Genomic DNA, 26,229 nt, shown 5'->3' with positions numbered 1-26,229 from the left:
CAATCCATCCAAGAGGGCTGCCGCCATGAAATTTTTCGTAGACACCGCCGAAGTCGATCAAATCGCAGAACTCAACGATCTGGGGATGGTCGACGGGGTCACGACCAATCCGTCCCTGATCCTGAAATCGGGCCGCGACATTCTGGACGTGACCAAGGAAATCGCTGGGATGGTCGATGGCCCCGTCAGCGCAGAAGTGGTGGCCCTCGAGGCGGACGAAATGATCGCCGAGGGCCGCAAGCTGGCGCAGATCGCGGGCAATATCGCGGTCAAGGTGCCGCTGACCTGGGCGGGGCTCAAGGCGTGCAAGGTGCTCTCGGACGAGGGCAACATGGTCAATGTCACGCTCTGCTTCTCGGCCAACCAGGCGCTGCTGGCCGCCAAGGCGGGCGCGACCTTCATTAGCCCCTTCATCGGGCGGCTGGATGACATCAACCTCGACGGGATGGAGCTGATCTCGGACATCCGGCAGGTTTATGACAATTACGGCTACGAGACCCAGATCCTCGCCGCCTCCATCCGCACCGTGAACCACGCCTACCAGTCCGCCATGATAGGCGCCGACGTGATGACCGCGCCCCCCGCAGTGATCAAGAAGATGGCCGACCATCCGCTGACCGATGCCGGCCTCGACCAGTTCATGAAGGATTGGGCCAAGACGGGCCAGAAGATCGTCTGACCCCGCCTTCAGGCCGCAACGCATCGCCCGGCGGTCCGTTCCGCCGGGCGATGCATGTCCGGCTGGCATGGCGTTTTTTCGCCATTCCATCGCAGACCGCATGGCTTTGTTTGAAATTCGAAAATGAATGTCTACTTTAAGATGTAATACCTTTGAACGTAGCGCCTTGCGTGTGCTCTCCCCCAGAATGGTATCCCGATCCCATGCCCACATTCATTATTGTCGACAAGGACAAGGATCCTCTTGGTCCCAATGAGATCAACGCGGGAGGGACGGTTCAGGTCAATGACGGCGATACGTTCATTTTTGACAGCACTGCGAATGAAAATACCCAATTCGCTGCCGCGAACGGGACCGAGACGGATTTCTCGGTTGAATTCAATGACAGCAACTCGAACGATTTTGATGTCAAATTCCAGGAATTCCTGAATCCGTCCATCGCGGTTGCCGACGATGTCGACTTGTCGAAGGTCAAACTTGACGCGGGCGAGGCTTCTTCGGCGACCGTGAATATCGGCGACAACGTCACGCTGGAGGAATACAAGGGATCGAAGGACGGCGCCGATACTTTGACGGTTGCCGACAATTTCACGACGACCAAGGATATCGACACCGAAGGGGGCGACGATTCGATCATAATCGGGTCGGGCGCGACGCTCAAGGATATCGACACGGGCGACGGGGATGACAGCGTCACGATCGCCGACGATTTGACCGCCGACAACATCACGACCGAGAAGGGTGATGACAGGGTCCAGATCGGCGACCGCGCCGATTTGGAGGATATCGAGTCCGGAGAGGGCGATGACAGCCTGACCATCGGCGACGACCTGTCCGCCGGCAATATCCGAACCGAAGAAGGTCAGGACATGGTCGAGATCGGTGATGGTGCCGATTTCGAGGAAATCGACACGGGCAAGGACGACGATTCGATCACCGTTGGTGACGATGCGACCGGCAAAAAAATCAAGGCTGGCGACGGCGACGATAGCATCAAGGTCGGTGCGGATGCCGATCTGGATGAGATTGACGGCGGCAAGGGTGAGGATACTCTGTCAACGCAATCTCCCGGCGTCAAAGACAAGAACATTGAAGAAGAAAACGTCGTGTGTTTTGCCCGTGGCACACGGATCACGACGGATCGCGGCGAGGTCTTGATCGAAGACCTTCGCGCGGGCGATATGGTCGCCACCGCAGACGGGGCGCTCAAGCCCATTCGCTGGATAGGGTCGATGGTGGTGGCCGGCTCGGGCAAGCTGGCCCCCGTGAAAATCCGCCGCGGCGCATTGGCCAACGCGCGAGATCTGCTGGTGTCGCCGCAGCACCGGATGCTGTTGCGAGGCTGGCAGGCCCAACTGTATTTTGGGCGGGACGAGGTGCTGGTCCCCGCGAAACACCTGATCAATGACCACTCGATTCGTCAGGTGGAATGCGGCGAGGTCGAATATTTCCACCTGCTGTTCGACACGCATGAAATCGTTATGGCCGAAGGCGCGGAAAGCGAGAGCTTTCATCCCGGAGATGTCGGGATCAGCGCCATGAACGAAGACATCCGGGAAGAAATATACGAGATTTTCCCGCAGCTGCGCGGCGACCCGTCCATTTACGGGCCAGCCGCGCGAACCAGCGTGAACAAGCAAGAAGCGAGGCTGCTGAAACGAAAATCATGATCCAGGCGCGAATGCTGCGCAGATTGACTTTTGGCCTGTTCCGGCCTATTATTCGTGACCTTTTAAAAAGGACATCCCATGAAAAAAATCGACGTTGAAGACGACCTGAAGCGGTCGAAATTCCTGATCAAGGCGATGGTCGCCCAAGTGGTGATCGTACTTGTCATCATGTTTTGCTATTGGGCCTATCTGAAGGCCTGACGGAGGACCGCAAGGGCGTGAAATACCCTTGAACCGCTGAGCGGGCCGGGAATTTCATGTCCTCTGCCAAATCAGATGAAGATTTCCCCGCAACCCCATGCTACAACTTCTCAAAACCAAGAAACGAGCGTGAGCATGAGCAGCAATCCCAAGATGGACGATCACCTGCGCGAGCGGATCATCAGCCAACCCGATGTCATCCTCGAGGACAAGGACCTGATGCATGCGCTTATCGCCGCGAACGAGCGGGCAATGGGCGGCAATATCGTCGATCTGCGGGGTATCGCGATGGACCGGCTGGAGGCACGGCTGGACCGGCTGGAGGACACGCATCGTAGCGTGATCGCAGCGGCCTATGACAATCTGGCAGGCACCAACCAGGTGCACCGCGCCATCCTGCGCATGCTGGACCCGACCGAATTCGAGGCGTTCCTGCACAATCTGGGCGGCGAAGTGGCCGACATCCTGCGCGTCTCCTCGGTGCGTCTGATCCTCGAATCGGTGCAGGACGACAATGATCCCGCCGTGCAGCGGCTGGGCGATGTCCTGTCGGTGGCCGAGCCGGGATTCGTCTCGCGCTATATCGAGAACGGCCGCAGCGGCGAGCGCCCGGTGACCTTGCGCCAGCTCAGCGGCGGCGAGGGCGCGCTGCATGGCACGGCGGCGGCGCATATCCGCTCCGAAGCGTGCCTGAGGCTGGATTTCGGATCCGGCCGCCTGCCCGGCATGCTGGTACTGGGCGCCGAGGATCCACATCAGTTCACCCCGCAGCAGGGCACCGATTTGCTGGCCTTCTTTGCGGGCGTGTTCGAGCGGGCCATGCGGCGCTGGCTGTCATGATCTCGCCCGCCGCGCGGGACGCCTTGGCGCTGTGGCTGGACCATCAGCGCGCTTTGCGCGGCGCGGCGGACAACACGGTCACGGCCTATCAGGGCGACGTGACCGAATTTCTGACCTTCATCACCCAGCACAAGGGCGCGCCGCAGGGCCTGGGCGCGCTGGCAGTCATCAGCACCTCGGATATGCGGGCCTGGATGGCGCATGCGCGGGGGCACGACATCGGCGCGCGCAGCCTCGCGCGCAAGCTCTCAGCGGTGAAGTCCTTTTATCGCTGGCTGGCTGAGCGTGAGGGGTTCGAGCCGACCGCCGTCCTCGCCACGCGCAGTCCCAAGTTTCAGCGTAAGCTGCCCCGCCCGCTCAGCGTCGAGGCCGCGAAAAGTGTGATCGAGACGGCCGAGTTTCAATCCCTGACCCCGTGGATCGCCGCGCGCGATCAGGCGGTGATCACGCTGCTCTATGGCTGCGGTCTTCGCATATCCGAGGCGCTGTCGCTGACCGGCGCGGACGCACCCCTGCCCGCCACCCTGCGCATCACCGGCAAGGGCGGCAAGGAGCGTGTCGTTCCCGTCCTGCCCGCCACCCGCGAGGCCGTGGAAGCCTATATGCGCGCCTGCCCGCATGACATCGCGCCCGATGCGCCTCTCTTCAAGGGCGCGCGCGGCGGTGCGCTGAGCGCGCGGGCGATACAGGGCGTCATGGCAAGCCTGCGCGCGCAGCTGGGCCTGCCCGCCACGGCGACGCCGCACGCGATGCGCCACAGCTTTGCCACCCATCTGCTGAATGCCGGGGGCGATCTGCGCAGCATTCAGGAGCTTCTGGGCCACGCCTCGCTCTCGACCACGCAGGCCTACACGGCGGTCGACACCGCCCGATTGATGCAGGTCTACGCCCGCGCCCATCCCAAAGCCAATCGCAAGACCGCTGCCAAAGGCTGATTGCCCGCCCGCCCCTTAGCCCCTATAGGGACGCCATGACACGCGAAATCAAAGCCCTCCTCGTCCACCTTTTCACCGCCACCGGCATCGTGTTCGCGATGCTGGCCATGCTGGCGGCGGCAGATGAAAAATGGGGGCTGATGTATGTCTGGCTGGTCGTCGCCTTCGCGGTCGACGGTGCGGATGGCCCGCTTGCCCGGAAATACGAGGTCGACAAATATGCGCCGCGCTTTGACGGCAACCTGCTCGACATGATCATCGACTTCATCACCTACGCTTTCATCCCGGCCTTCGCCCTCTTCAAATCGGGCCTTTTGCCAGGCTGGACGGGCTGGGCCGCGATCATCCTCATCACCTTCGCCAGCGCGATGTATTTCTGCGATCGCGGGATGAAGACCGAGGACAAGTCCTTTCAGGGCTTTCCCGGCTGCTGGAACATGCTGGTGCTGGTCTTGTTCGCCACTGCGCCGCCCTTCTGGTTCACGCTCGGCCTTGTCACGGTGCTAGCCGTCGGGATGTTCCTGCCGCTGAAATTCGTGCATCCCGTGCGCACCAAGCGCTGGCGCGCGATTTCACTGCCCATGATCTTTGTCTGGACGTTCTTTGCCGGCTGGGCCGCTTGGGTCGATTTCCACCCCGAAAGCTGGGCGCATTGGGGGCTGGTGATCAGCTCGGTCTACCTGCTGGGCGCGGGGATCGTGCAGCAGATCGTTCCCGAGCGAAAGGGCTGAGAGCTAAGGGCTAAGTTTCCGGCCTGTCCCGTATTTCGCCAAACTCCTGCCCCATTGCCCCGATAGCTCTTCGCAAGATGCGAATTCACGAAAGGGCGCTGACATGGAGGCAAGGCGGATCGCCGTTCTGGTCGATGGCGACAACATCAATGCGGCGCACGCGAATGAAATCTTGTCTCGGGCCCGCAAACTGGGCCGCATTGATGTGGCGCGCGTCTATGCCGGGATGCACCCCTCCTGCGACTGGCTGAACACCCCGGGTTACCGCCTGATGCACGCAGGTGCGGGCAAGAACGCGGCAGACGTCCTTTTGTGCATTGATGCGATGGAATTGACGCTGACCGGTGAGTTGAGCGCGTTCGTGATCGCCACGTCAGACGGGGATTTCGCGCATCTTGCACATCGACAGCGCGAGCGTGGGCTGCACGTGCTGGGTATGGGCGAGACGAAGGCGCCTGAGAATTTTCGACAGGCTTGCTCTGCTTTTTCCGTTCTCGAGAAAGTCCCTAATGCGACGGAAACGCGGACTAAGGGCGATGCGTCCCAAATGGATCACGACATCCGCACCATGATAAGTCAGTACAGCCAGAAAGGACGCGGGATGAAGATTTGCGAGTTGGGCGCCAGGATGCGAAACTTGCACGGCACTGGGCTGAATTCCCCCCCTAACTGGCGCGCCTACCTTGCCGCGCGTCCTGCCCTCTATGACTTGGATCCTCGCGGCCCCGACGCATTTGTGCGTTTTCGTCCCGACGGTTTCGCGGAGACCTAGATCAGCAACCCGCCCGCCCCCTCGTGCCTCAGCAACCAGACCTTCGTTTCGACCCCGCCCTTGCCTGAAAATCCGCCCAGCCCGTTTGTGCCCAGAACCCGGTGGCAGGGGATTATGATCGGGATCGGGTTGCCGCCGCAGCCGGTGCCGATTGCCTGAGCGGGGGCCTTCAGCGCCTTGGCCAAATCACCGTAACTGCGCGTCTGTCCGTGCGGAATCGCGGCGATGGCGGCGCAGACCTCGCGTTGAAAGGCGCTGCCAGTAACGCGGGTGGGCAGATCGAACCGGGTCAGATCGCCCGCGAAATAGGCGTTCAGTTGCTCAATCGCCCGGCGCAGGAGAGGCGTGTCAGCCTGAAGAAACGCTTCATGCCAAGCGAGCGACGTGATCGCGCCATGCTCTTCGGTGACGCAAAGCGCGCCGAGCGGCGTCTTGATCGAGGCGCTGGGCATTCTGCGCGCCCGTCAGGCGGAATGGGCGCCGTCGGCCAGCCCCTTGACGAACTCCAGCACCTTGGCGGGGCTGTCGCCCGCCGCCAGCTTGGCCACAATGGCACTGCCAACCACCGCGCCATCGGCGACGCCCGCGATGGCCTTGGACGTCTCGGGCGTGCGGATGCCAAACCCGACGATAACGGGCAGATCCGTGGCGGCCTTGATGCGCGCCACTTCGGGCGCCACGTCCTTCGCCTCGGCCGCGGCCGCACCGGTAATGCCGGTGATGGACACGTAGTAGACGAAGCCAGAGGTATTCTGCATGACCTTGGGCAGACGCTTGTCATCGGTGGTGGGCGTCGCCAGCCGGATGAAGTTGAGGCCCGCCGCCTGCGCCGGGATGCATAGTTCTTCATCCTCCTCGGGGGGCAGGTCGACGACGATAAGCCCGTCGATACCGGCTTCTTTTGCGTCCACCAGGAACTTGTCCACGCCGTGATTGTAGATCGGGTTGTAATAGCCCATCAGCACGATGGGAGTCGTGTTATCACCTTTGCGGAATTCGCGCGCCATCTGCAGCGTCCGCTTCAGCGTCATGCCTGCCTTTAGCGCGCGCTGCCCAGCCAGCTGGATCGTTTCGCCATCCGCCATCGGATCGGTAAAGGGCAGGCCCAGCTCGATGATGTCGACACCCGCGCCCGGCAACCCCTTGACCACCTCCAGCGAAGTGTCGAAATCGGGGTCCCCGGCCATGACATAGGACACGAACGCCTTTTTCCCGGCGGACTTCAACTCGGCGAATTTGGCGTCGATACGGCTCATGGCGGTCCCTCTGATTGATCGCTTCGGGTTTGGCGCAAGAGGCCGAGGAAATCAATGGCTGGTTGACGCCAAGGGCCGCTCTGCCCTAGATGCCGTGACTTTTGCATCGGGAGCGGCGTCATGGGTTTCAAAATGGGTATCGTGGGCTTGCCCAATGTGGGCAAATCGACGCTCTTCAATGCGCTGACGCGCACCGCCGCCGCGCAGGCCGCAAATTTCCCCTTCTGCACGATCGAACCCAACGTGGGCGACGTAGCCGTGCCCGATGCGCGGCTGGACACCCTGGCCGAGATCGCGGGCTCCAAGCAGATCATTCCCACGCGGATGACCTTTGTCGACATTGCCGGGCTGGTGAAAGGCGCCAGCAAGGGCGAGGGCCTTGGCAACCAGTTCCTCGCCAATATCCGCGAGGTCGATGCCATCGCCCATGTGCTGCGCTGTTTCGAGGATGGCGACGTCACCCATGTCGAGAACCGGATCGACCCGGTGGCCGACGCCGAGACCATCGAGACCGAGCTGATGCTGGCCGATATCGACAGCATCGAGAAGCGAATGCAGAACATCACCCGCAAGGTGCGCGGCGGTGACAAGGAGGCGGTCCAGCAGGAGCGTCTGCTGAAATCTGCGCTGGCAGCTTTGGAAGAGGGCAAGCCTGCCCGCACAGTCGAAGTCGATGACGAGGACCGCCGCGCGTGGAAGATGCTGCAACTGCTGACCACCAAGCCTGTGCTTTATGTCTGCAACGTGGGCGAGTCGGACGCGGCGGAGGGCAATACCCTTTCGGCAAAGGTGGCCGAGATGGCCGCCGCCGAGGGTAACGCCCATGTCGTCATTAGCGCCCAGATCGAGGAAGAGATCAGCCAGCTCGACGCCGAGGAGGCCGAGATGTTCCTGAGCGAGATGGGTCTGGACGAGGCAGGCCTGTCGCGCCTCATCAAGGCGGGTTACGAGCTGCTGCATCTTGAGACCTATTTCACCGTCGGCCCCAAGGAGGCGCGCGCCTGGACGATCCGCACTGGCACCAGCGCACCCAAGGCCGCAGGCGTCATCCACGGCGATTTCGAGCGCGGCTTCATCCGGGCCGAGACCATCGCCTATGATGATTTCGTGCGCCTCGGCGGCGAGCAACCGGCAAAGGAAGCGGGCAAGATGCGCGCCGAGGGCAAGTCGTATATCGTCAAGGATGGCGACGTGCTGCATTTCCTCTTCAACACCTGAAGGCGCGCGCCGGGAGGAGAGCCGGATGACGACGAGCGACCGAGCCACCAAGAGCGACATGAGCCGGGCGAGCGCCCGCCCATGAGCGAGACCTTCCCCGAGGGGCTGCAGGACTTCCTCCTCAGCCTCAACGACGACATGCACGCCGCCGCCGATTGGGGTACGCCTGCCGACTACATCCCCGAACTGGCGGCCGTGGACCCCGCGCAATTCGCGATATCGGTCGCGATGGCCGATGGGCGCACGATCTCGGCGGGCCAGCACACCAAGCCTTTCTCGATCCAGAGCGTCAGCAAGGTTTTCACCCTCGCCGCCGCCCTTGGCCGCATCGGCGACACGCTCTGGGGCCGTGTGGGGCGCGAGCCGTCGGGAACCGCCTTCAACTCCATCGCGCTTCTCGAGCAGGAAAAGGGCCGCCCGCGCAACCCCTTCATCAACGCGGGCGCGATCGTCACCACCGACGCGCTGCTGGACAAGCGGCAGCCGCGCGAGGCGCTGGCGGAACTCTTGCAATTCATCCGCTACGCCGCCGAGGATGACGATATCTATATCGACAAACACGTCGCCGCCTCCGAGGAGGCGACGGGCCACCGCAACGCGGCGCTGGCGCATTACCTCTATTCCTTCGGCAACATGGTGAACGAGCCCGATATGACCCTGGGCACCTATATGCACCAATGCGCCATCGCCATGACGACCGACCAACTGGCGCAGTCGGGCCGGATGCTGGCCGGGCTGGAGGGGGCGCCGCGTCTGATCTCATCGGACCGGGCACGCCGGATCAACGCGCTGATGATGACCTGCGGGCATTACGACGGCTCGGGCGATTTTGCCTTCCGCGTCGGCCTGCCGGGCAAAAGCGGCGTTGGCGGCGGCATCCTGATGATCGCGCCGGGCAAGGCGTCCATCGCGGTCTGGTCGCCCGGCCTCAACTACTACGGCAATTCCAAGGTCGGCACCGAGGCGGCCCAACGTCTGGCCAATTTCACCGGCTGGTCCGTCTTCGGCACCTGATCCGCTTGCAGTTTGCGGGCGCCTGTCCGATGGTCTGACCAACGCAGGAAAGGCCCGCATATGACCCAGTTTCGCAAATCGACCGCCCTGTCGCGCATCCAGCCCGCGGCGACCATCGCCATCACGCAAAAGGCGCGTGATCTGCGCGATGCGGGGCAGGACGTCATTTCCCTCTCCATCGGCGAGCCGGATTTCGACACCCCCGACCACGTCAAGACCGCCGCCGCCGAGGCGGTGGCGCGGGGCGAGACCAAATACACCCCCATCCCCGGCATTCCCCAACTGCGCGAAGCCATCGCGCAGAAATTCGCGCGAGAGAACGGGCTGGACTACAGCGCCGCGCAGACGATCGTCTGCACCGGCGGCAAGCAGGTGATCGCCAACGCCCTCTTGGCCACGCTCGACCCCGGCGACGAGGTCATCGTGCCAGCCCCCTACTGGGTCAGCTATACCCAGCAGGTCGAAATGACAGGCGCCGTGCCCGTGGTGGTGCCTACCCATGCGGAGGACGGCTTCCTGCTGACCCCCGCGGCGCTGGAGGCGGCAATCACCGACAAGACCCGATGGCTGATCCTCAACTCGCCCTCGAACCCCTCGGGCGCGGTCTATTCGGCCGATGATCTGCGCGCGCTGGCAGAGGTGCTGGAGCGGCATCCTGACGTCTGGGTGCTGTCCGATGACATGTACGAGCATCTGATCTATGGCGGCATGCCCTTTGCCACGATGGCCGCCGCCGCGCCTTCGATGAAGGACCGCACGCTGACCATGAATGGCGTCAGCAAAGCCTACGCCATGACCGGCTGGCGCATCGGCTATGCCGCAGGGCCACAGGAACTGATCAACGCCATGGCGCTGGTGCAGGGCCAACTGACCAGCGGCGCCGCGCGGCCCTGCCAATGGGCGGCCCATGCGGCGCTGACCGGACCGCAGGACGCAATCCATAGTCAGCGCGAAGCGTTCCAGCGGCGCCGCGATTTGGTGGTCAGCCGCCTAAATGCCATTCCCGGCATCGACTGTCCTACCCCGCCCGGTGCCTTCTACGTCTTCCCATCCTGCGAGGCGTTTCTGGGAAAAACCACGCCGAAGGGCCGCCGTATCGATACGGATGAGGATTTCGTGATGGCCCTGCTGGAGGAGGGCGGCGTCGCCTGTGTGCATGGCGCGGCCTTCGGGCAAAGCCCCTATTTCCGCGTCAGCTATGCCGCCTCCGAGGCCGAACTGACCGAGGCGATGGACCGGATCGAGGCCTTCTGCACCAGCCTGCGCTAGGTCAGTACTGCGCTTCGCGGCGGCAAGTCACAGTCATCTCCGCGACCGAGGCCGTGTTCGGCAGATCGAGCGCCAGTTTCACCATCCGTGCCACGTCGCCTGGCTGGGTCATCTGTTCTGCCGGGAACTCCGTGATCGCGGCCGCCATGTAGGTATTGACGTAGCTGGGGCAGATCGCGGTCGCGCGGATGCCCTGATCCCAGCCCGCCTGCCTTATGCCATGAGTCAGCGCGACGGCGGCGAATTTGGTCATGGAATAGGCGCCACTGCCCGCTGAGGCGACCCGCTTGCCCGAGAGCGAGGCCAGCATCACCACACGCCCCTCGCCGGATGCGCTCAGCGCCTCCCACGCGGCGCGCACCAGCCGCCTGGGTGATTTGACGTTGATCTCCAGCATGGCCTCCAGCGCATCGTCGCTCACCGCAATCACGTCCTTGGCCTCGATGATGCCCGCGCAGCAGATGACCGCGTCGATGCGCCCATAGTGTTCGAGCGCCGCCTCCGCCCATGCCGCCTCATTCCCTTCCATGGCATCGAAATGGGAAACGTGGTGGCCCTGCCAGCGCGCATCAGCCTCTTCGGGACGGCGCAGACCCAGCGACAGCCGCCAGCCGTCATCCGTCAAAAGGCGCGCCACCTCGGCCCCGATCCCGCGACTGCCCCCGGATATCAACGCAACCTTTTCCATCACCCACATTCCCTGCTCTGCCTTCACCGCATCCTGTGCCGCTCGCGCCACGATGGCAACCGCGCGGCGGCGCAATGCCGAAGAAGATCAAGATCGACAAGGTGTCGCCGAACTAGGTCCCGCCAACATAGGCGGCACGGCCCAGCTATCGCCCCGATCGGGCCGATACCACAAAGCTCCCAGTGCGCGCCGTTTAAATGCCTGATTGAAGATGTGGAGGCGAGTACCGGAATCGAACCGGTGTACACGGATTTGCAATCCGTTGCGTCACCACTCCGCCAACTCGCCTGCCGTGGTGGTAGGCCTCAATTAGTGGATGGCGCAGCGCGGTGCAAGGGCGGTTTCGCATTGACGCGTGACATTGGATAAAGCGTCAGCACGCCCCGCCGCTCGCGCACAGGGAGGCTAGCCGCCATAGACCGCGCTCCAGCGCTCGATCAGGGCCTGTTGCAGACCCTTGGCACGCCTGTTCCAGCCAGCGGCGCCGGGGGGCCTGTCATCGGCGAGGCCCGCGACGGCGGCGCGCCGATCCGCGTCATGGGCAAAGATGGCAAAGGCCAGCGGTCGGCCCGACGGGCCGGTGGCATAGCCGGCCAGCGCGCTGACGAAGTGCAGCGTGCCGGTCTTCGCCTCGACCCGCACGGGATGCCGATCATCGAAACCGCCATCCGCGTTGCGCATCCGAAATTCCTTGAGCATGGGGCGAAGCGTGGCGCTGCGATGCGCAGCGGTCAGCACCTTGGCCAGCGCCAGCGCGCTGACGCGCGAGGCGTCGCCCAGACCCGAATGGTCCACCAGGCTGGCGCCTTCCAGCCCCAGATCGCCGCGGGCCCAAGCTGTCATCTCGCGCGCCGAGGCGGCAAGGGAGGTGACGCTGCCCGTTCGCGCCAGCGTAGCGGTCATGCCCACCATCTCGGCTGTCAGGTTGTTGGAATATTTCAGCATTCCGGTCAGGATGTCCGGCAGCGGATCGCTGAGATGGGTGACCAGCGTGTCGCCCGACGGCGCATCCTCCTGCGGGACGGCCGCGCCCAGCTTGATGCCCTGCGCGCGGGCAAGGCTGCCAAAGACTTCGCCCGTATAGCTTGCCGGGCGGCGCACAGGCAGCCACCTTGCGCCCGAGTTGCCCAGCGCGCCGCGCGCGACGGTCCACTGATCGTGATCCCCGCCATCGGTATAGGTAAAGATCGGGCTGGAGCGGTCAGCGACCTTCATCCGGGCCACCTGCACTTCGGGGCGATACTTGGCCGAACGGGCATCCATCGTAACGGCATACCCGCCCGAGCCCTTTTCCCACTGGAAATGCACGCGGTTGAAATTGAGGTTCAGCCCAGAGAGCGCGGGGTTATAGCCGACCTGGGCCGGCTGCGCCGCGTCGATCACGCGCTCGAACGGGAGCGCGCCGCCATAGACGCGGTAGGCGCCGGTAATACCCTTCACGCCCGCTGCCTTGAAGTTTGCGGCCATCGTCGCCAGCGCGTCGGTATCCAACACCGGATCGCCGCCCCCGACCAGCACCAGATCGCCTTGGATGATGCCATCCACCACCGGCCCGGTCGCCATCAGCCGCGTGGTGAACCGATAGGTCGGCCCCAGCGCATCCAGCGCATAAAGCGCCGTGATCGCCTTGGTCACGCTGGCCGGTGGAAAGCCGTCAGCGCCTTCGCGTGTCTCGAGAGCCGTGCCCGTGGTCATGTCGATCACCGCAAAGCCCACGCGCCCGTCCAGCCGGGCCGCCTCGATCAGCGCGGCGGAATCGGGCGGCTGGCCCAGCCTGTCGGGGCGCAGCTGAGGGCGCAGCGATACCGCAGGTGCCCCGGCCTGCGCGCCGGCGGCCAGCGCCGACAGCGCAGCGCCCAGGAAAAGACGTCGTGAGAACGGATATGTCATGCGTGGGATTTAACCGCAGGGCGGGACGGGCCGCAATCGCCTTCTGCGGCGCGTGCGCTCACGTTTGCGCGGGCGCGTCACCATGCCCCGGTGGCGCGCAAACGGGTGGAGGACAGCGCCATCATCGGCACATTGGCAAAGCACCATGCCGGCGCCCGCATCCGGCCCAGCCTGCGGGCCTCGCCCAGGGGCACGCGCGCATGTTCGTAGATACGCGCCGCGACCGAGGCGCGCGCCGCCAGCCGCGCACCCGGACGGGCTAGGATACCGATAGGCACGTTTTCCATGATCTGGCGCCAATCCTGCCAGAGATGGAATTGCGCCATGTTATCCGCCCCCATGAGCCAGACAAAATGCACGTCCGGCCGGGCCGCGCGCAGGGCTTCGATGGTGCGGGCGGTATAGCGCGCGCCGATCTGCGCCTCGACGTCGCTGATGTGAACGCGCGGGTGCTGCATGATCTTGCGCGCGGCCTGCATCCGCCGCTCCAGCGGGGCGGGTCCGCGTTCCTTCAGGGGGTTGCCGGGGCTGACCAGCCACCAGACCGCGTCGAGGCCAAAGAGTTTCAGCGCCTCGCGCGTGATATGCACATGGCCCGCATGCGGCGGATCGAACGAGCCGCCCAGAAGGCCGATGACACGGCCCGGCCGCGCAGGCGGCAGGCAAAGAGGGCGGCCCGCAGGCGTCATTTCCGGAAACTCCTAAAATTCGTCAATATTTCTAGCCAGAAAGCCGAATGAAGGCCACCGGATATTAACGGCGCTACGGCACCCTCGCCTCACGTTGACAAGTATTCAGGTGACGGCGTGCCGCGCACTAAACATGATCAGATCCCGGCCGGCGGGACCGGCCCCACAGATCGGCGGGGCCGCGCGTCTGCCGTGCCCCCCGTTTCGGCGGACGGGGCGGCCAGCCCGTGGTTGGCCGGGCTGATTCTGGACCACACGCGCGACGGTATCGTCCTGCTGGATATTTTCGGGCGCATCCTGTGGATGAACCCCGCGCTGGAGCGGATGCTGGGATGGACCCTGGCCGAGGTGCGCGGCCGCAATCCGGCCGAGCTGATCACACCGCCCGAGGCGCGCCCCGGCCCCGCGGCGCTGGCGCAGTTTCGCTACGATCCCGGCAGCTCGCTTTTTCGCAAGCACCGGGTGACCCGGCATATGCGCCGTGATGGCACCCTTTTCTGGAACCAGCAAAGCCATGCGCTGATCGACTTGGGGCCGGGCGATACACAGAAGATGGTGGTCGTCACCTGCCGCGACATCTCGGACGAGGTGCGTGTGCAGATGGCGCTGCAGCGCATGACCGAGGATCTGGACCATGCCGCCCATCATGACGATTTGACCGGCCTTGCCAATCGCAAAAGGCTGTCGGATTTCCTGGCCTCCCCCCCTGCGCGCACCAGCCTGCGCGCGGGGGTCATGGGCGTGCTGCAACTGGATCTCGACCGGTTCAAGGACATCAACGACACGATGGGCCACGCGGCGGGCGACGCGGTGCTGCGCCATGTCGCCGCCGCGCTGGCCAATACCGCCGAGGAGCGGGACCTGCCCTGCCGCACCGGCGGGGACGAATTCCTGGTGGTCTGCCTTGATATCGGCGACCGCACGCGCCTGATGCGCCGGGCGCAGGCGGTGCTGGACGCCGCCACGCGCCCTTTGGCGTGGCAAGATCAGATCATCCTGCCCGGTATCTCGGTCGGGGCCAGCATGCCCGGCGCGGGGAGCGACGTCATAGATGGTGAGGCGCTGATCCGGCAGGCCGATCAGGCCCTCTACAGCGCCAAGGATCGCGGGCGCGGGCGCGCCGTTCTCTACACGCCCGAACTGGGCCGCCGCCACCGCGACGGACAGCGCCTTGCCCACGATCTGAAGCTGGCGGTCGAGCAGGGCCAGTTCTGCGTTCACCTGCAGCCCATCGCGCATCTGGCGCAGAGCCGCGTCACCGGCTGCGAGGCGCTGCTCCGCTGGCGGCATCCGGGGCGCGGAATGCTGGCCCCGGCCGCCTTTCTGCCAGCCGCCGAACAAGCCGGGCTGCTGAGCGAGATCGACTACCATGCGATGAATGCGGCGCTTGATGCGCTGAGCGAACTGCGGGCGCAGGGCTTTCCCGATCTGGTGATGTCGCTTAATGTCTCCAGCTCAATTCTGGCGGATGCGGATTACCCGGCCCTTCTGGACTGGGGGCTGCAATCGCGCGGCCTGCCGCCGCAGGCCGTCTGCGTCGAGATCCTCGAGATGACGATGATGACGCGCGGAACGCTGGACGTCACCGGCGCCGTCACCGCGTTGCGCCGCCTTGGCGTTCGGGTCGCACTGGATGATTTCGGCACCGGCTATGCGGGCCTTGCCCATATGTCCGCCGCACCGATCGACGCGATCAAGCTGGACCGCACGATGATCTGCCGTCTTGGCCATGACGCGCGGGCGCGGGTCATCACCCGCTCGATCATCAGGCTCTGCGCGCTCCTGGGGGTCGACGTGATCGCGGCGGGCGTGGAAACCCAGGATCAGTTGGACATCCTGCGCCGCGCCAAATGTCCGCAGGTGCAGGGCTATGGTCTGGCGCGGCCCATGCCCTTGCCGGACCTTTCGGGATGGCTGCGCGCGCATACGCCCTTTGCCGCGCCCATCACGATGCCGCGCGGCCTCGCCTCTGGCCTCGAAGCGCCCTGCGATCCCCCGCCCCGCCCGAATGCCACAGACGGTAAAGGGCGGCGGCGCGATACATCCATTTGAATTCGGCGCGCTGGGCGGTTACATGGCACTCAAACTCATGCCGGGCACATGCGCCGGTCCACAGGAAAGAGATGCGTCATGTCAGCCAACAAATACGTCTATCACATGCAGGGCGTTTCCAAAGCCTATCCGGGCGGCAAGAAATGCTTTGAGAACATTCACCTCAGCTTCCTCCCCGGCGTCAAGATCGGCGTCGTGGGTGTCAACGGCTCGGGTAAGTCGACCCTGATGAAGATCATGGCCGGTCTCGACAAGGATTACACCGGCGAGGCATGGGCCGCCAAGGATGCGACCGTCGGCTACCTCCCGCAGGAGCCGCAGTTGGACGAGAGCCTGTCGGTACGCGAGAATGTCATGCTGGGCGTCGCCAAGAAGAAGGCCAAGCTGGATCGCTTCAACGAGCTGGCGATGAATTATTCCGACGACACCGCGGATGAGATGGCGGCGCTGCAGGACGAGATCGACAGCGACAACCTGTGGGATCTCGACAGCCAGATCGACGTCAGCATGGAGGCGCTTGGCTGCCCGCCGGACGATGCCGATATCTCGGGCCTCTCGGGCGGCGAGAAGCGCCGCGTGGCGCTGTGCAAGCTGCTGCTGGAAGCGCCCGACATGCTTCTGCTGGACGAGCCGACCAACCACCTCGACGCCGAGACGATCGCATGGCTGCAGCAGCACCTGATCGACTACAAGGGCACGATCCTGATCGTCACCCACGACCGCTACTTCCTCGACAGCATCACCGGCTGGATCCTCGAATTGGACCGTGGCCGCGGCATTCCCTATGAGGGCAACTATTCCTCTTGGGTCGAGCAGAAGGCCAAGCGGCTGCTGCAGGAGGCGCGCGAGGACAAGTCCAAGCAAAAGACGCTGGAGCGCGAACTGGAATGGATGCGTCAGGGCGCCAAGGCACGTCAGGCCAAGTCCAAGGCCCGGATCAAGTCCTACAATGAGATGGCAGACCAGTCCGAGCGCGAGAAGCTGACCAAGGCGCAGATCGTCATCCCGAACGGCCAGCGTCTCGGCTCGAAGGTGATCGAGGTCGAGGGACTCAGCAAATCGCTGGGCGGGCGCAAGCTGATCGACAATCTCAGCTTTTCGTTGCCCCCTGGCGGCATTGTCGGCGTGATCGGCCCCAACGGCGCGGGTAAGTCGACGCTCTTCAAGATGCTGACCGGGCAGGAACAGCCCGACGAGGGCACGATCGAGCTGGGGACGACCGTGGATCTCAGCTATGTCGACCAGTCGCGCGACGATCTGGACCCCAACGAGAACGTCTGGGAGGCGATTGCCGACGGCCAGGACATCATCAAGCTGGGTGACGCCGAAGTGAACGCGCGCGCCTATTGCGGTGCCTTCAACTTCAAGGGCAGCGACCAGCAAAAGAAGGTCTCGCTGCTGTCGGGTGGTGAGCGGAACCGCGTACACATGGCGCGCCTCTTGCGCGCGGGCGGCAACGTGTTGCTCCTTGACGAGCCGACGAACGATCTGGACGTCGAGACGCTGCGCGCACTTGAGGATGCGCTGGTCGATTTCGCCGGCTGCGCCGTGGTCATCAGCCACGACCGCTTCTTCCTCGACCGGATCTGCACGCATATGCTGGCCTTCGAGGGTGACGGCCATGTCGAATGGTTCGAGGGCAACTTCGAGGATTATGAAGAAGACAAGATCCGCCGGATGGGCGATGTCGAGCCGTCGAAGACCAAGCACAAGAAGTTCGCGCGCTGACCGCAAAAGACGCCTCGCTTCAACGCAAGCCCTGAAAGTCAGACCAGACGCGCGCCCCGACCGGGCGCGTTTCGCTTTTGCATGACGTGAAAACCGCCTAAACCCGGTCCATGGCTCGCACGCTCCAGACCTTCGACATCCTCATAATCGGCGCTGGCCCGGCGGGCACAGCCGCCGCCGTCACGGCCTGCCGGGCAGGCCTCAGCACGGCCATCATCGACAAGGCGACCTTCCCGCGCGCCAAGCTCTGCGGCGGGCTGGTAACCGGGCGCTCTGCCACGCTTTATAGTGAAATATTCAGCGCGCCGCTCCCTCCCTCGCTTTTCGAGCCGCGCGAGCGCATCACCTTCGAGGCGAATGGCGCATCGCTGGGCGGCGAGATGGGCAGCCCGCCCGTCTATCTGGCGATGCGCTGGGACATGGACGCGCATTTGCTGGACATCGCGCGCGCGGCAGGGACGGCGGATTTCACCGGGCAGCGCATCACCGATCTGGACGCGGACGCGCTGACCGCCACGCTGTCGGATGGCCGCCAACTGGCCGGGCGCATCCTGATCGGCGCCGATGGCGTCAGCAGCCATGTCGCCCGCACGCTCTTCGGCCGCGCTTTCGATCAGGGCACCATCGGCTTCGCGATGGAGATCGAGGCCCCGCCCCTGGCTCCGCCCGAGCAGAGCGTGATCCGCATTGATCTCGGGGCCGCGGATTGGGGCTATGGCTGGCAATTTCCCAAGGCGGGCAGCACGACGATCGGCGTTGGCGGCCTGAGCGCCCGGAACCCCGACATGAAAGGGCGGCTGGACGCCTATCGCGACATCCTGGGCGAGGCGAGCAGCGCGCGGGTCAAGGGGCATTTCCTGCCTTTCGGAGCCTATCGCCGGGTGCCGGGCCGGGGCCGTGTCCTGCTTGCGGGGGATGCCGCGGGCCTTGTCGATCCGATCACTGGCGAAGGCATCGCCTATGCGCTGCAATCGGGCGCCGCCGCCGCCGCCGCCGCCGCATATGCGCTGGCCCAAGGGCGCCCGGATGCCCTCCTGCCAGCCTATCGGCGCGCGCTGAAACCCGTGCACCGCGCGCTCGCCATGGCGTGCTGGCTGCGACCGCTGATCTACTCTGCACGGACGCGTCCGTTTTTCCTGCGCGCCTTCGCCAAGTCATCGGTGCTGAAGGGCGCCTATCTCGATCTTTTGGCCGGCGATCTGGAATACCCCGCCATATGCCGGCTGGCCCTGCGCCGGATGCCGCAGGCGATTTGGCGCCACCGACGCCGCGGCTAGGCGTTGGCCAATTCCTTAGGTCTTGCAAAATCGCCTTTTTTGGCGTATACGACTCGCGCGACGTTACCACTATCGACCAACTGCTCCTTACGGCTCAGGCACTCGATCTTGCACTGACTAGCCGCGCTGCCGCACTGACGCGGGCAGTATAACTAAGGAGATTACGGTATGGCTAATGGCACCGTGAAATGGTTCAACTCGACAAAAGGCTACGGCTTCATCGCACCCGATGGCGGCGGCAAGGACGTTTTCGTCCACATCTCCGCTGTTGAGCGCGCAGGCCTGACCGGCCTGGCAGACGACCAGAAAGTGACGTTCGACATCGAAGCAGGCCGTGACGGTCGCGAGTCGGCATCGAACATCGTTCTGGCCTAAGCCTTTTGCGATAAGTGGTAAATCGGGGCCCCGCGGGGCCCCTTTTTGTATCCGGCTCGGCGATAGGTGCCCGTTAGTTCTGCACCGCAGCCGCTCGATCTTCCAGCACGTCCGAGATCAGCGCCTGAACGCGCGGCCCCATATCGGCCACGACCTTGGCGATGCCTTCCGCATTGGGATGCGTGCCATCACCTTGCAGATACGGCAGCTGATCGGCATTCGCCTCGGGCAGCGCGCCAAAGAAATCGCGCTGCAGCGCCGTGCCGTATGTCTCGGCCAGATCGGGATAGATCGCGTTGAACGCCTCACGGTATTCGGGCCCGTAATTGTCCTTGGCGATCAACCCGACCAGCAGCACCTCGATACCCTCATCTGCCGCGCGGGACAGGATCGTCTCGAGATTGGCGCGCGTCTCGGCGGGGTCGGTGCCGCGCAGCAAATCATTGCCGCCCAACTCGACGATCATCGCATCGGGATCATCGGCCAGCGCCCAGTCAAGGCGGCGCACACCGCCCGCCGTGGTGCTGCCCGACACGGACGAGTTGAGGATGCGCACCGGCACCCCCTGAGGCGTCCCGTTTTCCTTCAGCCAGACACTCATCTGGGCGGCAAATCCGTTCTCGCGCGTCAGGCCGTATCCCGCTGTCAGACTGTCGCCGAAGGTCATCACGCGCACCTCGTTCGGTACGGCCTCCTCGGCCGTGGCGGCGGTTCCGCCCAGCGCGACGGCCAGCGCAAGCGCTATCGCCTTGCCCCCTGCCCGCGCAGCCCCATATAGCAGGAAACTCCTAAATGTCAGGCGCATATCCATGTCTTCTCCTATCGTGTCGCTCGAAAATGTTGGTCTTACACTTAGATCAGGCACCGGCGACGTCGAGATCCTGCATGGGATATCGCTGGATGTCACCGAGGGCGAGACGCTTGCGCTGGTCGGCCCCTCCGGCTCGGGCAAATCATCGCTGCTGATGCTGATGGGCGGGCTCGAGCGGGCCAGCTCGGGCCGTGTGAGGGCGCTTGGCCAAGACCTGAGTGCGCTCAGCGAAGATGCGCTGGCACGGCTGAGGCGCGGGCATATGGGCGTTGTTTTTCAATCCTTCCACCTGATCCCGACCCTGACCGCGCTGGAAAACGTCGCCGTGCCGCTGGAGCTGGCGGGCGCGGCTGACGCCACCGAGCGGGCGGAAGCGCAGCTGAAAGCCGTCGGCCTTGCGCACCGGGCGGGGCACTACCCCTCGCAAATGTCGGGCGGCGAGCAGCAGCGCACCGCGCTGGCCCGCGCAACCGCGACAGAGCCGCGCCTCATTCTGGCGGACGAGCCGACGGGCAATCTGGACAGCGCCAGCGGCGGCGCGATCATGGACCTCTTGTTCGATCTGAGGGCCAAGCATGGCGCGACGCTGATCATGGTCACGCATGATCCCGATCTGGCCGCGCGCTGTGACCGGACCGTCTCGCTGTCGGACGGACGTATCGCATGAATTTCCGCGCAGCCGCACGTCTGGCCCGGCGCGAATTGCGCGGGGGCCTCGCCGGGTTTCGCATCCTTCTAGGGTGCATCATCCTTGGCGTGGCCGCCATTGCCGCCGTCGGCACAATCCGCGCCAGCATCGAGGCGGGCCTTGCAGAAAAGGGCGCCGAGCTGCTTGGCGGCGATGCCGAGATCGGTCTGACCTACCGTTTCGCCAGCGAGGATGAGCGCGCATGGATGGGGGGCCGCGCCGACACTGTTTCGGAGATCGTCGATTTTCGCTCGCTTGCCGTGGTGGGCGAGGATCGCGCGCTCACGCAAGTGAAGGCGGTGGATGGCGCCTATCCGCTCCTTGGCGATGTCGGCCTCGATCCAGCGATGCCGCTAGCCACGGCCCTTGACGGCGCGGACGGCCTGCCCGGCGCGGTGATGGCGCCTACGCTGATCGCGCGGCTGGCGCTGGAGTCGGGCGAGACCTTCCGCCTTGGCACGCAGGATTTCGTGCTGATGGCGGCACTGGTGGACGAGCCGGACGGAGCTGCCGCCGGGTTCGCCCTTGGGCCGCGCACGCTGGTGCGGACCACGGCGCTGCAATCTTCCGGACTTCTGCGCGAGGGCACGCTCTTTTCGACGCGCTACCGTCTGGACCTGCCCGAGGGCGCGGATCTGGCCACGCTCGAGGCGGAGGCAGAAGAGGCGCTGGGCACAAGCGGCATCGAGTGGCGTGACGCGCGAGAAGGTGCGCCCGGCATTTCCGAATTCGTGAACCGGCTGGGCGCGTTCCTGGTGCTTGTGGGGCTTAGCGGGTTGGCGGTGGGCGGGGTCGGCATCTCCTCTGCCGTGCGGGCCTATCTGGCGCGCAAGACCGCAACCATCGCCACGCTGCGCACCTTGGGAGCGGATCGCGGCACGGTGCTGGCCACCTATTTCCTGCAGATAGGCGCTTTGGGCGGCCTCGGGCTGACCGTAGGCATCCTCTTGGGCGCGGGCGTGCCCGTGGCCCTCGCCCCCGTGATCGAGGCGCGCCTGCCCGTTCCCGCCAGCTTTGGCTTCTATGCACGGCCCATGCTGGAGGCGGCCATCTACGGCGCGCTCACGGTCCTGATCTTTACCCTGGCTCCGCTGTCGCGGATCGAGGAAATCCGCGCCGCCAGCCTTTTTCGCGATGGCGGAACGGGCACGCGCAGCCTGCCGCGCTGGCCCATGCTGGCGCTGATTGCCGGGCTGGTCGCGATCCTCTTGGCGATCGCCGCAGCCTTTTCCGGCAACCTGCGCCTGACGCTCTGGACGGCGGGGGGCATCATCGGGGCGCTGACCCTTTTGTGGCTGGCGGCCTGGGGTGTGCAGGCCCTCGCGCGGCTGGCGCGTCCACTTGCGCGCGGGCGGCCCTCACTGGGATGGGCGCTGGCAGCCATCGGCGGGCCGCAGAGCACGGCGGCGCCGACGATGCTGGCACTGGGCCTTGGCCTCACTGTTCTCGCCGCCGTGGGCCAGATCGACGGCACGCTGCGCGGCGCGATCACCGGCAACCTGCCGGATCGCGCGCCCTCGTTCTTCTTTGTCGATCTGCAGGCCGACCAGATGGAGGGGTTTCGCGAGTTGACGGCAGGCGATCCCGATGTCACGCGGGTCGACAGCGCGCCGATGCTGCGCGGCATGATCACCGCCATCAAGGGGCAAGACCCCAATGAGGTCGCGGGCCAGCATTGGGTGCTGGAGGGGGATCGAGGCCTTAGCTATGCCGCCCGGCCCGATGACACGGTCACGCAGGGCGAGTGGTGGCCCGAGGATTACGACGGCCCGCCCCAGATCAGCTTTGCCGAGGAAGAGGCGCTGGAGATGGGGCTCGGCCTCGGCGACGAAATCACCGTCAACATCCTTGGCCGCGACATCACCGCGACCATCACCAGCCTGCGCGAGGTGGATTTTTCTACCGCCGGCATCGGATTCATCATGGTGATGAACCCCGGCGCATTAGCCGCCGCGCCCCATAGCGTCATCGCCACCGTCTACGCCGATCCGGGGGCCGAGGCGCGCCTCTTGCGGGTCGTGTCGGACGCCTATCCCAACGTCACGGGCATTCCGGTAAAGGAGGCGATCGACCGCGTGGCGCAGTTGCTCAAGGGGCTGGCGGCGGCCACGTCATGGGGGGCCTCGGCGACCCTTCTGACCGGCTTTCTGGTGCTGATCGGCGCGGCGGCGGCAGACCAGAACGCGCGCATCTTCGAGGCGGCGGTGCTGAAAACGCTGGGTGCTTCGCGGGCGAGGATTCTAACCAGCCTTGCGCTCCGTGCCATTCTGCTGGGCAGCGCGGCAGGGGCCGTGGCGCTTGGCGCTGGCGCGCTGGGGGGCTGGGCGGTCAGCCATTACGTGCTGGAGGTCGAATACAGAATCCTCTGGCCCTCAGCGCTGATCATCATCTGCGCCGGGGTGCTGGTGACGCTGATTACCGCACTCGCTTTTGCGCTGAAGCCGCTCAACGCGCGCCCGGCGCAGGTACTGCGCGCGCGTGAGTAGCCCCGCATGACAAAGCGGGCCGCGAGAGCCCGCTTTTCCGCAACTTTCACTGATGGCTTCTATTCCGCCGCTTCGGCGTAATCCTCCATCGGCGGGCAGGTGCAAATCAGGTTCCGGTCGCCATAGACATTGTCGACCCGGTTGACCGAGGGCCAATATTTGTCCACCCGGAACGCCCCCGGGGGGAAGCAGCCCTGCTCGCGGTCATAGGGACGGTCCCACTCGCGCACCAGATCCTCCATCGTGTGCGGCGCGTTCTTCAGCGGGTTGTTCTCCCCGTCGATCTTGCCGTCCTCGATGTCCTTGATCTCCTGCCGGATCGCCAGCATCGCATCGCAGAAGCGGTCCAGCTCGGACTTGGTCTCGCTCTCTGTCGGCTCGACCATCAGGGTGCCCGCGACCGGAAAGCTCATTGTCGGCGCGTGAAAGCCGCAATCGATCAGACGCTTGGCAATGTCGTCCACGGTCACGCCGCCGCTTTTCTCGAAGGGGCGGGTGTCGAGGATGCATTCATGCGCCACACGCCCGTTCTCGCCCTTGTAGAGAACGTCATATGCACCTTCCAGCCGCTTGGCGATGTAGTTGGCGTTGAGGATCGCAACCCGCGTCGCCTGCGCCAGACCTTCGCCGCCCATCATCAGAATGTAGGCCCAGGAAATCGGCAATAGCGAGGGCGAGCCGAAGGGCGCGGCGGATACCGGTCCCTCGGTGCCACCCGTGTGAGGATGGCCTGGCAGATGCGGGATCAGGTGCTCCTTGACGCCGATCGGACCCATGCCGGGCCCGCCGCCGCCATGCGGGATGCAGAACGTCTTGTGCAGGTTCAGGTGGCTGACGTCGCCGCCCAGATCGCCGGGGCGGGCAAGGCCAACCATCGCGTTCATGTTGGCCCCGTCGATATAGACTTGGCCCCCATGCTCATGCGTGATCTTGCAGACATCGATCACCGTCTCCTCGAACACGCCGTGCGTGCTGGGATAGGTGATCATGCAGCCGGCCAGCATGTCGGAATGCTTCTCGGCCTTGGCGCGGAAATCCTCCATGTCGATATCGCCGCGCGCATTGCATTTTACCGGCACCACCTTCCAGCCGACCATCTGTGCGCTGGCGGGGTTGGTGCCATGCGCGTTGGTGGGGATGAGGCAGACATTGCGCTCGCCCTGCCCATTCGCCCGGTGATAGGCGGCGATGCTGAGTAGACCCGCATATTCACCCTGCGCACCCGAGTTGGGCTGCATCGAGATAGCGTCATAGCCCGTGATATCGCACAGCTTGGCGCTCAGATCGTCGATCAGCTCGTGGTAGCCCGCAGCCTGATCGCGCGGCACGAAGGGGTGGATGCGCGAGAATTCGCGCCAGCTGACCGGCATCATCTCGGCGGCTGAGTTCAGCTTCATCGTGCAGGAGCCCAGCGGGATCATCGCCCGGTCCAGCGCCAGGTCGCGGTCCGCAAGGCGGCGCATGTAGCGCATCATCTCGGTCTCGGCGCGGTTCATGTGAAAGACCGGGTGCGTCAGGTAGTCGGACGTGCGGTGCATCTTGTCCGGCACGCGGTATTCCGGCGTGAAATCATCGTCGTGATCGGTGATGCCGAAGGCGCGCCAGACGCTCTCGATATTCTCGGGGCGCGTGCACTCATCAAGGCTGATTCCGACGCGCGTTTCGCCAACGCGGCGCAGGTTGATGCCCTCATCGACCGCCGATTTCATCACCGCCGATTGCAGCGGTCCAACATCGACAGTGATCGTGTCGAAGAACGCCTTGGGGTCGACCTGGAAACCGTTGGCCTCCAAGCCCTTCGCCAGGCGCACCGTCTTGCGGTGGATGCGCTGCGCGATGGCCTTGAGGCCCTTGGGCCCGTGGAACACCGCATACATCGACGCCATGACCGCCAGAAGCGCTTGCGCAGTGCACACGTTGCTGGTGGCCTTCTCGCGGCGGATGTGCTGCTCGCGCGTTTGCAGGCTCAGCCGGTAGGCGCGGTTGCCGTGGCTGTCGATCGAGACGCCTACGATCCGGCCCGGCATCGCGCGCTTGTAGTCGTCGCGGCAGGCCATGTAGGCCGCATGCGGGCCGCCATAGCCCAAGGGCACGCCAAAGCGCTGGGTCGAGCCCACCGCGATATCGGCGTCCATCGCGCCCGGCTCTTTCAGCAGGGTCAGCGCCAGCGGATCGGCCGAGACGATGCCGATGGCGCCATGCTCATGCAGCTGCGCGATATGATCGGTGAAGTCGCGCACATGGCCGTAGGTGCCGGGATACTGAAAGAGCGCGCCAAAGACCTTGTCCGCCTCCATCTTGTCCGGATTGCCGACGATTACCTCAATGCCCAAAGGCGCGGCGCGTGTCTGAACCAGCGCAATGTTCTGCGGATGGCAATCGCGATCTACAAAGAACGCCTTTGCCTTGGATTTCGCCACGCGCTGCGCAGTGGTCATCGCCTCGGCGCAGGCCGTCGCCTCATCAAGAAGGGACGCGTTGGCGATTTCCAGGCCCGTCAGATCGCTGACCATCGTCTGGAAGTTCAGCAGCGCCTCAAGGCGACCCTGCGAAATCTCGGGCTGGTAGGGTGTATAGGCGGTGTACCAGGCCGGGTTCTCAAAGATGTTCCGCTGGATCGCGGGCGGTGTGACGGTGCCGTGATAGCCCTGCCCGATCAGGCTCACCAGAACCTTGTTCTTGCCCGCGACGCGCCGCATGTGATGCAAAAGCTCGCGCTCGGATTTGGCCTTGCCGAAATCGAGCGGCTCTTTCTGGCGGATCGCCTTCGGCACCGTCTCGTCGATCAACGCGTCGAGGCTGTCCGCCCCCAGAACTTTCAGCATCTCAGCCATCTCTTCGGGCGAAGGCCCGATATGGCGGCGGTTGGCGAAATCATAAGGCAGATAGTCGGTGGGCTCGAACGCCATGTCACACTCCATCAGGTTGCGGGCTGGGGTCAGGCAGGCCGCCGATGCGCC

Annotated in this window: 23 protein-coding genes and 1 tRNA gene; 16 read left to right on the top strand and 8 right to left on the bottom strand. The window is 64.7% G+C overall.

Annotated elements, in window-relative coordinates:
• Positions 1-25: 25 nt before the first annotated feature.
• The 7 genes from fsa to ACEWPL_RS05360 all read left to right on the top strand — a co-directional run bounded on the left by fsa (position 26) and on the right by ACEWPL_RS05360 (position 5,828).
• Positions 26-679 carry a fructose-6-phosphate aldolase gene (gene fsa, locus ACEWPL_RS05390; protein ID WP_393933895.1) on the top strand — a complete coding sequence of 218 codons (654 nt, stop codon included), beginning with the start codon at positions 26-28 and terminating at the stop codon, positions 677-679.
• Between the two features lie 203 nt (positions 680-882).
• Positions 883-2,349 carry a Hint domain-containing protein gene (locus ACEWPL_RS05385; protein WP_393933893.1) on the top strand — a complete coding sequence of 489 codons (1,467 nt, stop codon included), beginning with the start codon at positions 883-885 and terminating at the stop codon, positions 2,347-2,349.
• 78 nt (positions 2,350-2,427) lie between these two features.
• The gene (locus ACEWPL_RS05380; protein WP_393933891.1) at positions 2,428-2,550 is read left to right on the top strand and encodes a hypothetical protein; all 123 of its coding nucleotides are present in this window, start codon (positions 2,428-2,430) and stop codon (positions 2,548-2,550) included.
• 135 nt (positions 2,551-2,685) lie between these two features.
• Positions 2,686-3,390: a DUF484 family protein gene (locus ACEWPL_RS05375; protein ID WP_393933889.1), complete on the top strand. Its 705-nt coding sequence runs from the start codon at positions 2,686-2,688 to the stop codon at positions 3,388-3,390.
• Positions 3,387-4,325 carry a tyrosine recombinase XerC gene (locus ACEWPL_RS05370; RefSeq protein WP_393933887.1) on the top strand — a complete coding sequence of 313 codons (939 nt, stop codon included), beginning with the start codon at positions 3,387-3,389 and terminating at the stop codon, positions 4,323-4,325. The genes ACEWPL_RS05375 and ACEWPL_RS05370 overlap by 4 nt, the downstream gene beginning before the upstream one ends.
• Positions 4,326-4,360: 35 nt before the next feature.
• Complete coding sequence (locus ACEWPL_RS05365) at positions 4,361-5,056, top strand: CDP-alcohol phosphatidyltransferase family protein (RefSeq protein ID WP_393933885.1); 696 nt, start codon at positions 4,361-4,363, stop codon at positions 5,054-5,056.
• 103 nt (positions 5,057-5,159) lie between these two features.
• The gene (locus ACEWPL_RS05360; RefSeq protein WP_393933883.1) at positions 5,160-5,828 is read left to right on the top strand and encodes an NYN domain-containing protein; all 669 of its coding nucleotides are present in this window, start codon (positions 5,160-5,162) and stop codon (positions 5,826-5,828) included.
• Here ACEWPL_RS05360 and ACEWPL_RS05355 read toward each other — a convergent pair.
• Positions 5,825-6,280 carry a methylated-DNA--[protein]-cysteine S-methyltransferase gene (locus ACEWPL_RS05355; RefSeq protein WP_393933881.1) on the bottom strand — a complete coding sequence of 152 codons (456 nt, stop codon included), beginning with the start codon at positions 6,278-6,280 and terminating at the stop codon, positions 5,825-5,827. The genes ACEWPL_RS05360 and ACEWPL_RS05355 overlap by 4 nt on opposite strands.
• Before the next feature lie 12 nt (positions 6,281-6,292).
• A complete protein-coding gene (trpA, locus tag ACEWPL_RS05350) occupies positions 6,293-7,084 on the bottom strand; it encodes a tryptophan synthase subunit alpha (RefSeq protein ID WP_393933879.1) in 792 nt (263 codons plus the stop codon).
• 120 nt (positions 7,085-7,204) lie between these two features.
• Here trpA and ychF point away from each other — a divergent pair, with 120 nt between their 5' ends.
• The 3 genes from ychF to ACEWPL_RS05335 all read left to right on the top strand — a co-directional run bounded on the left by ychF (position 7,205) and on the right by ACEWPL_RS05335 (position 10,585).
• Positions 7,205-8,302 carry a redox-regulated ATPase YchF gene (gene ychF / locus ACEWPL_RS05345; protein ID WP_393933877.1) on the top strand — a complete coding sequence of 366 codons (1,098 nt, stop codon included), beginning with the start codon at positions 7,205-7,207 and terminating at the stop codon, positions 8,300-8,302.
• Between the two features lie 81 nt (positions 8,303-8,383).
• Positions 8,384-9,316: a glutaminase gene (locus ACEWPL_RS05340; RefSeq protein ID WP_393933875.1), complete on the top strand. Its 933-nt coding sequence runs from the start codon at positions 8,384-8,386 to the stop codon at positions 9,314-9,316.
• 60 nt (positions 9,317-9,376) lie between these two features.
• The gene (locus ACEWPL_RS05335; protein WP_393933873.1) at positions 9,377-10,585 is read left to right on the top strand and encodes a pyridoxal phosphate-dependent aminotransferase; all 1,209 of its coding nucleotides are present in this window, start codon (positions 9,377-9,379) and stop codon (positions 10,583-10,585) included.
• A gap of 1 nt (position 10,586) precedes the next feature.
• Here ACEWPL_RS05335 and ACEWPL_RS05330 read toward each other — a convergent pair whose 3' ends face one another.
• The 4 genes from ACEWPL_RS05330 to ACEWPL_RS05315 all read right to left on the bottom strand — a co-directional run bounded on the left by ACEWPL_RS05330 (position 10,587) and on the right by ACEWPL_RS05315 (position 13,852).
• Entirely contained in the window at positions 10,587-11,273 is a 687-nt protein-coding gene (locus ACEWPL_RS05330; RefSeq protein ID WP_393933871.1) for an SDR family NAD(P)-dependent oxidoreductase, read from the bottom strand.
• Positions 11,274-11,487: 214 nt separating this feature from the next.
• Positions 11,488-11,561: transfer RNA gene (locus ACEWPL_RS05325), tRNA-Cys, on the bottom strand.
• Positions 11,562-11,678: 117 nt separating this feature from the next.
• Positions 11,679-13,163, bottom strand: a complete 1,485-nt coding sequence (dacB, locus tag ACEWPL_RS05320) for a D-alanyl-D-alanine carboxypeptidase/D-alanyl-D-alanine endopeptidase (RefSeq protein ID WP_393933869.1) — start codon at positions 13,161-13,163, stop codon at positions 11,679-11,681.
• 77 nt (positions 13,164-13,240) lie between these two features.
• On the bottom strand, positions 13,241-13,852 hold the full coding sequence (locus ACEWPL_RS05315) for a nicotinate-nucleotide adenylyltransferase (RefSeq protein ID WP_393933867.1): 612 nt from the start codon (positions 13,850-13,852) through the stop codon (positions 13,241-13,243).
• 117 nt (positions 13,853-13,969) lie between these two features.
• Between ACEWPL_RS05315 and ACEWPL_RS05310 the strand changes: the two genes are divergently transcribed.
• From ACEWPL_RS05310 to ACEWPL_RS05295, 4 genes are all read left to right on the top strand, one after another.
• Entirely contained in the window at positions 13,970-15,904 is a 1,935-nt protein-coding gene (locus tag ACEWPL_RS05310; RefSeq protein WP_393933864.1) for a putative bifunctional diguanylate cyclase/phosphodiesterase, read from the top strand.
• A 78-nt stretch (positions 15,905-15,982) separates the two neighbouring features.
• Positions 15,983-17,632 carry an energy-dependent translational throttle protein EttA gene (gene ettA, locus ACEWPL_RS05305; RefSeq protein ID WP_393933861.1) on the top strand — a complete coding sequence of 550 codons (1,650 nt, stop codon included), beginning with the start codon at positions 15,983-15,985 and terminating at the stop codon, positions 17,630-17,632.
• 110 nt (positions 17,633-17,742) lie between these two features.
• Positions 17,743-18,909, top strand: coding sequence for a geranylgeranyl reductase family protein (locus ACEWPL_RS05300; protein ID WP_393933858.1), 1,167 nt, complete (start codon positions 17,743-17,745; stop codon positions 18,907-18,909).
• 168 nt (positions 18,910-19,077) lie between these two features.
• The gene (locus tag ACEWPL_RS05295; protein ID WP_108692547.1) at positions 19,078-19,284 is read left to right on the top strand and encodes a cold-shock protein; all 207 of its coding nucleotides are present in this window, start codon (positions 19,078-19,080) and stop codon (positions 19,282-19,284) included.
• A gap of 73 nt (positions 19,285-19,357) precedes the next feature.
• Here ACEWPL_RS05295 and ACEWPL_RS05290 read toward each other — a convergent pair whose 3' ends face one another.
• On the bottom strand, positions 19,358-20,095 hold the full coding sequence (locus ACEWPL_RS05290; RefSeq protein WP_393933855.1) for an arylesterase: 738 nt from the start codon (positions 20,093-20,095) through the stop codon (positions 19,358-19,360).
• Between ACEWPL_RS05290 and ACEWPL_RS05285 the strand changes: the two genes are divergently transcribed.
• Together ACEWPL_RS05285 and ACEWPL_RS05280 are read left to right on the top strand one after the other, a co-directional pair.
• Positions 20,094-20,762: an ABC transporter ATP-binding protein gene (locus ACEWPL_RS05285; protein WP_393933853.1), complete on the top strand. Its 669-nt coding sequence runs from the start codon at positions 20,094-20,096 to the stop codon at positions 20,760-20,762. The genes ACEWPL_RS05290 and ACEWPL_RS05285 overlap by 2 nt on opposite strands.
• Positions 20,759-23,269 carry an ABC transporter permease gene (locus ACEWPL_RS05280; RefSeq protein ID WP_393933851.1) on the top strand — a complete coding sequence of 837 codons (2,511 nt, stop codon included), beginning with the start codon at positions 20,759-20,761 and terminating at the stop codon, positions 23,267-23,269. The genes ACEWPL_RS05285 and ACEWPL_RS05280 overlap by 4 nt, the downstream gene beginning before the upstream one ends.
• A 59-nt stretch (positions 23,270-23,328) precedes the next feature.
• Here ACEWPL_RS05280 and gcvP read toward each other — a convergent pair whose 3' ends face one another.
• The gene (gcvP, locus tag ACEWPL_RS05275) at positions 23,329-26,178 is read right to left on the bottom strand and encodes an aminomethyl-transferring glycine dehydrogenase (RefSeq protein ID WP_393933849.1); all 2,850 of its coding nucleotides are present in this window, start codon (positions 26,176-26,178) and stop codon (positions 23,329-23,331) included.
• Positions 26,179-26,229: the final 51 nt, after the last annotated feature.

The sequence above is a fragment of the Roseovarius roseus genome, assembly GCF_043355935.2.
Taxonomy (GTDB): domain Bacteria; phylum Pseudomonadota; class Alphaproteobacteria; order Rhodobacterales; family Rhodobacteraceae; genus Roseovarius; species Roseovarius roseus.
This window is presented reverse-complemented; position numbering and strand designations above follow the sequence as displayed.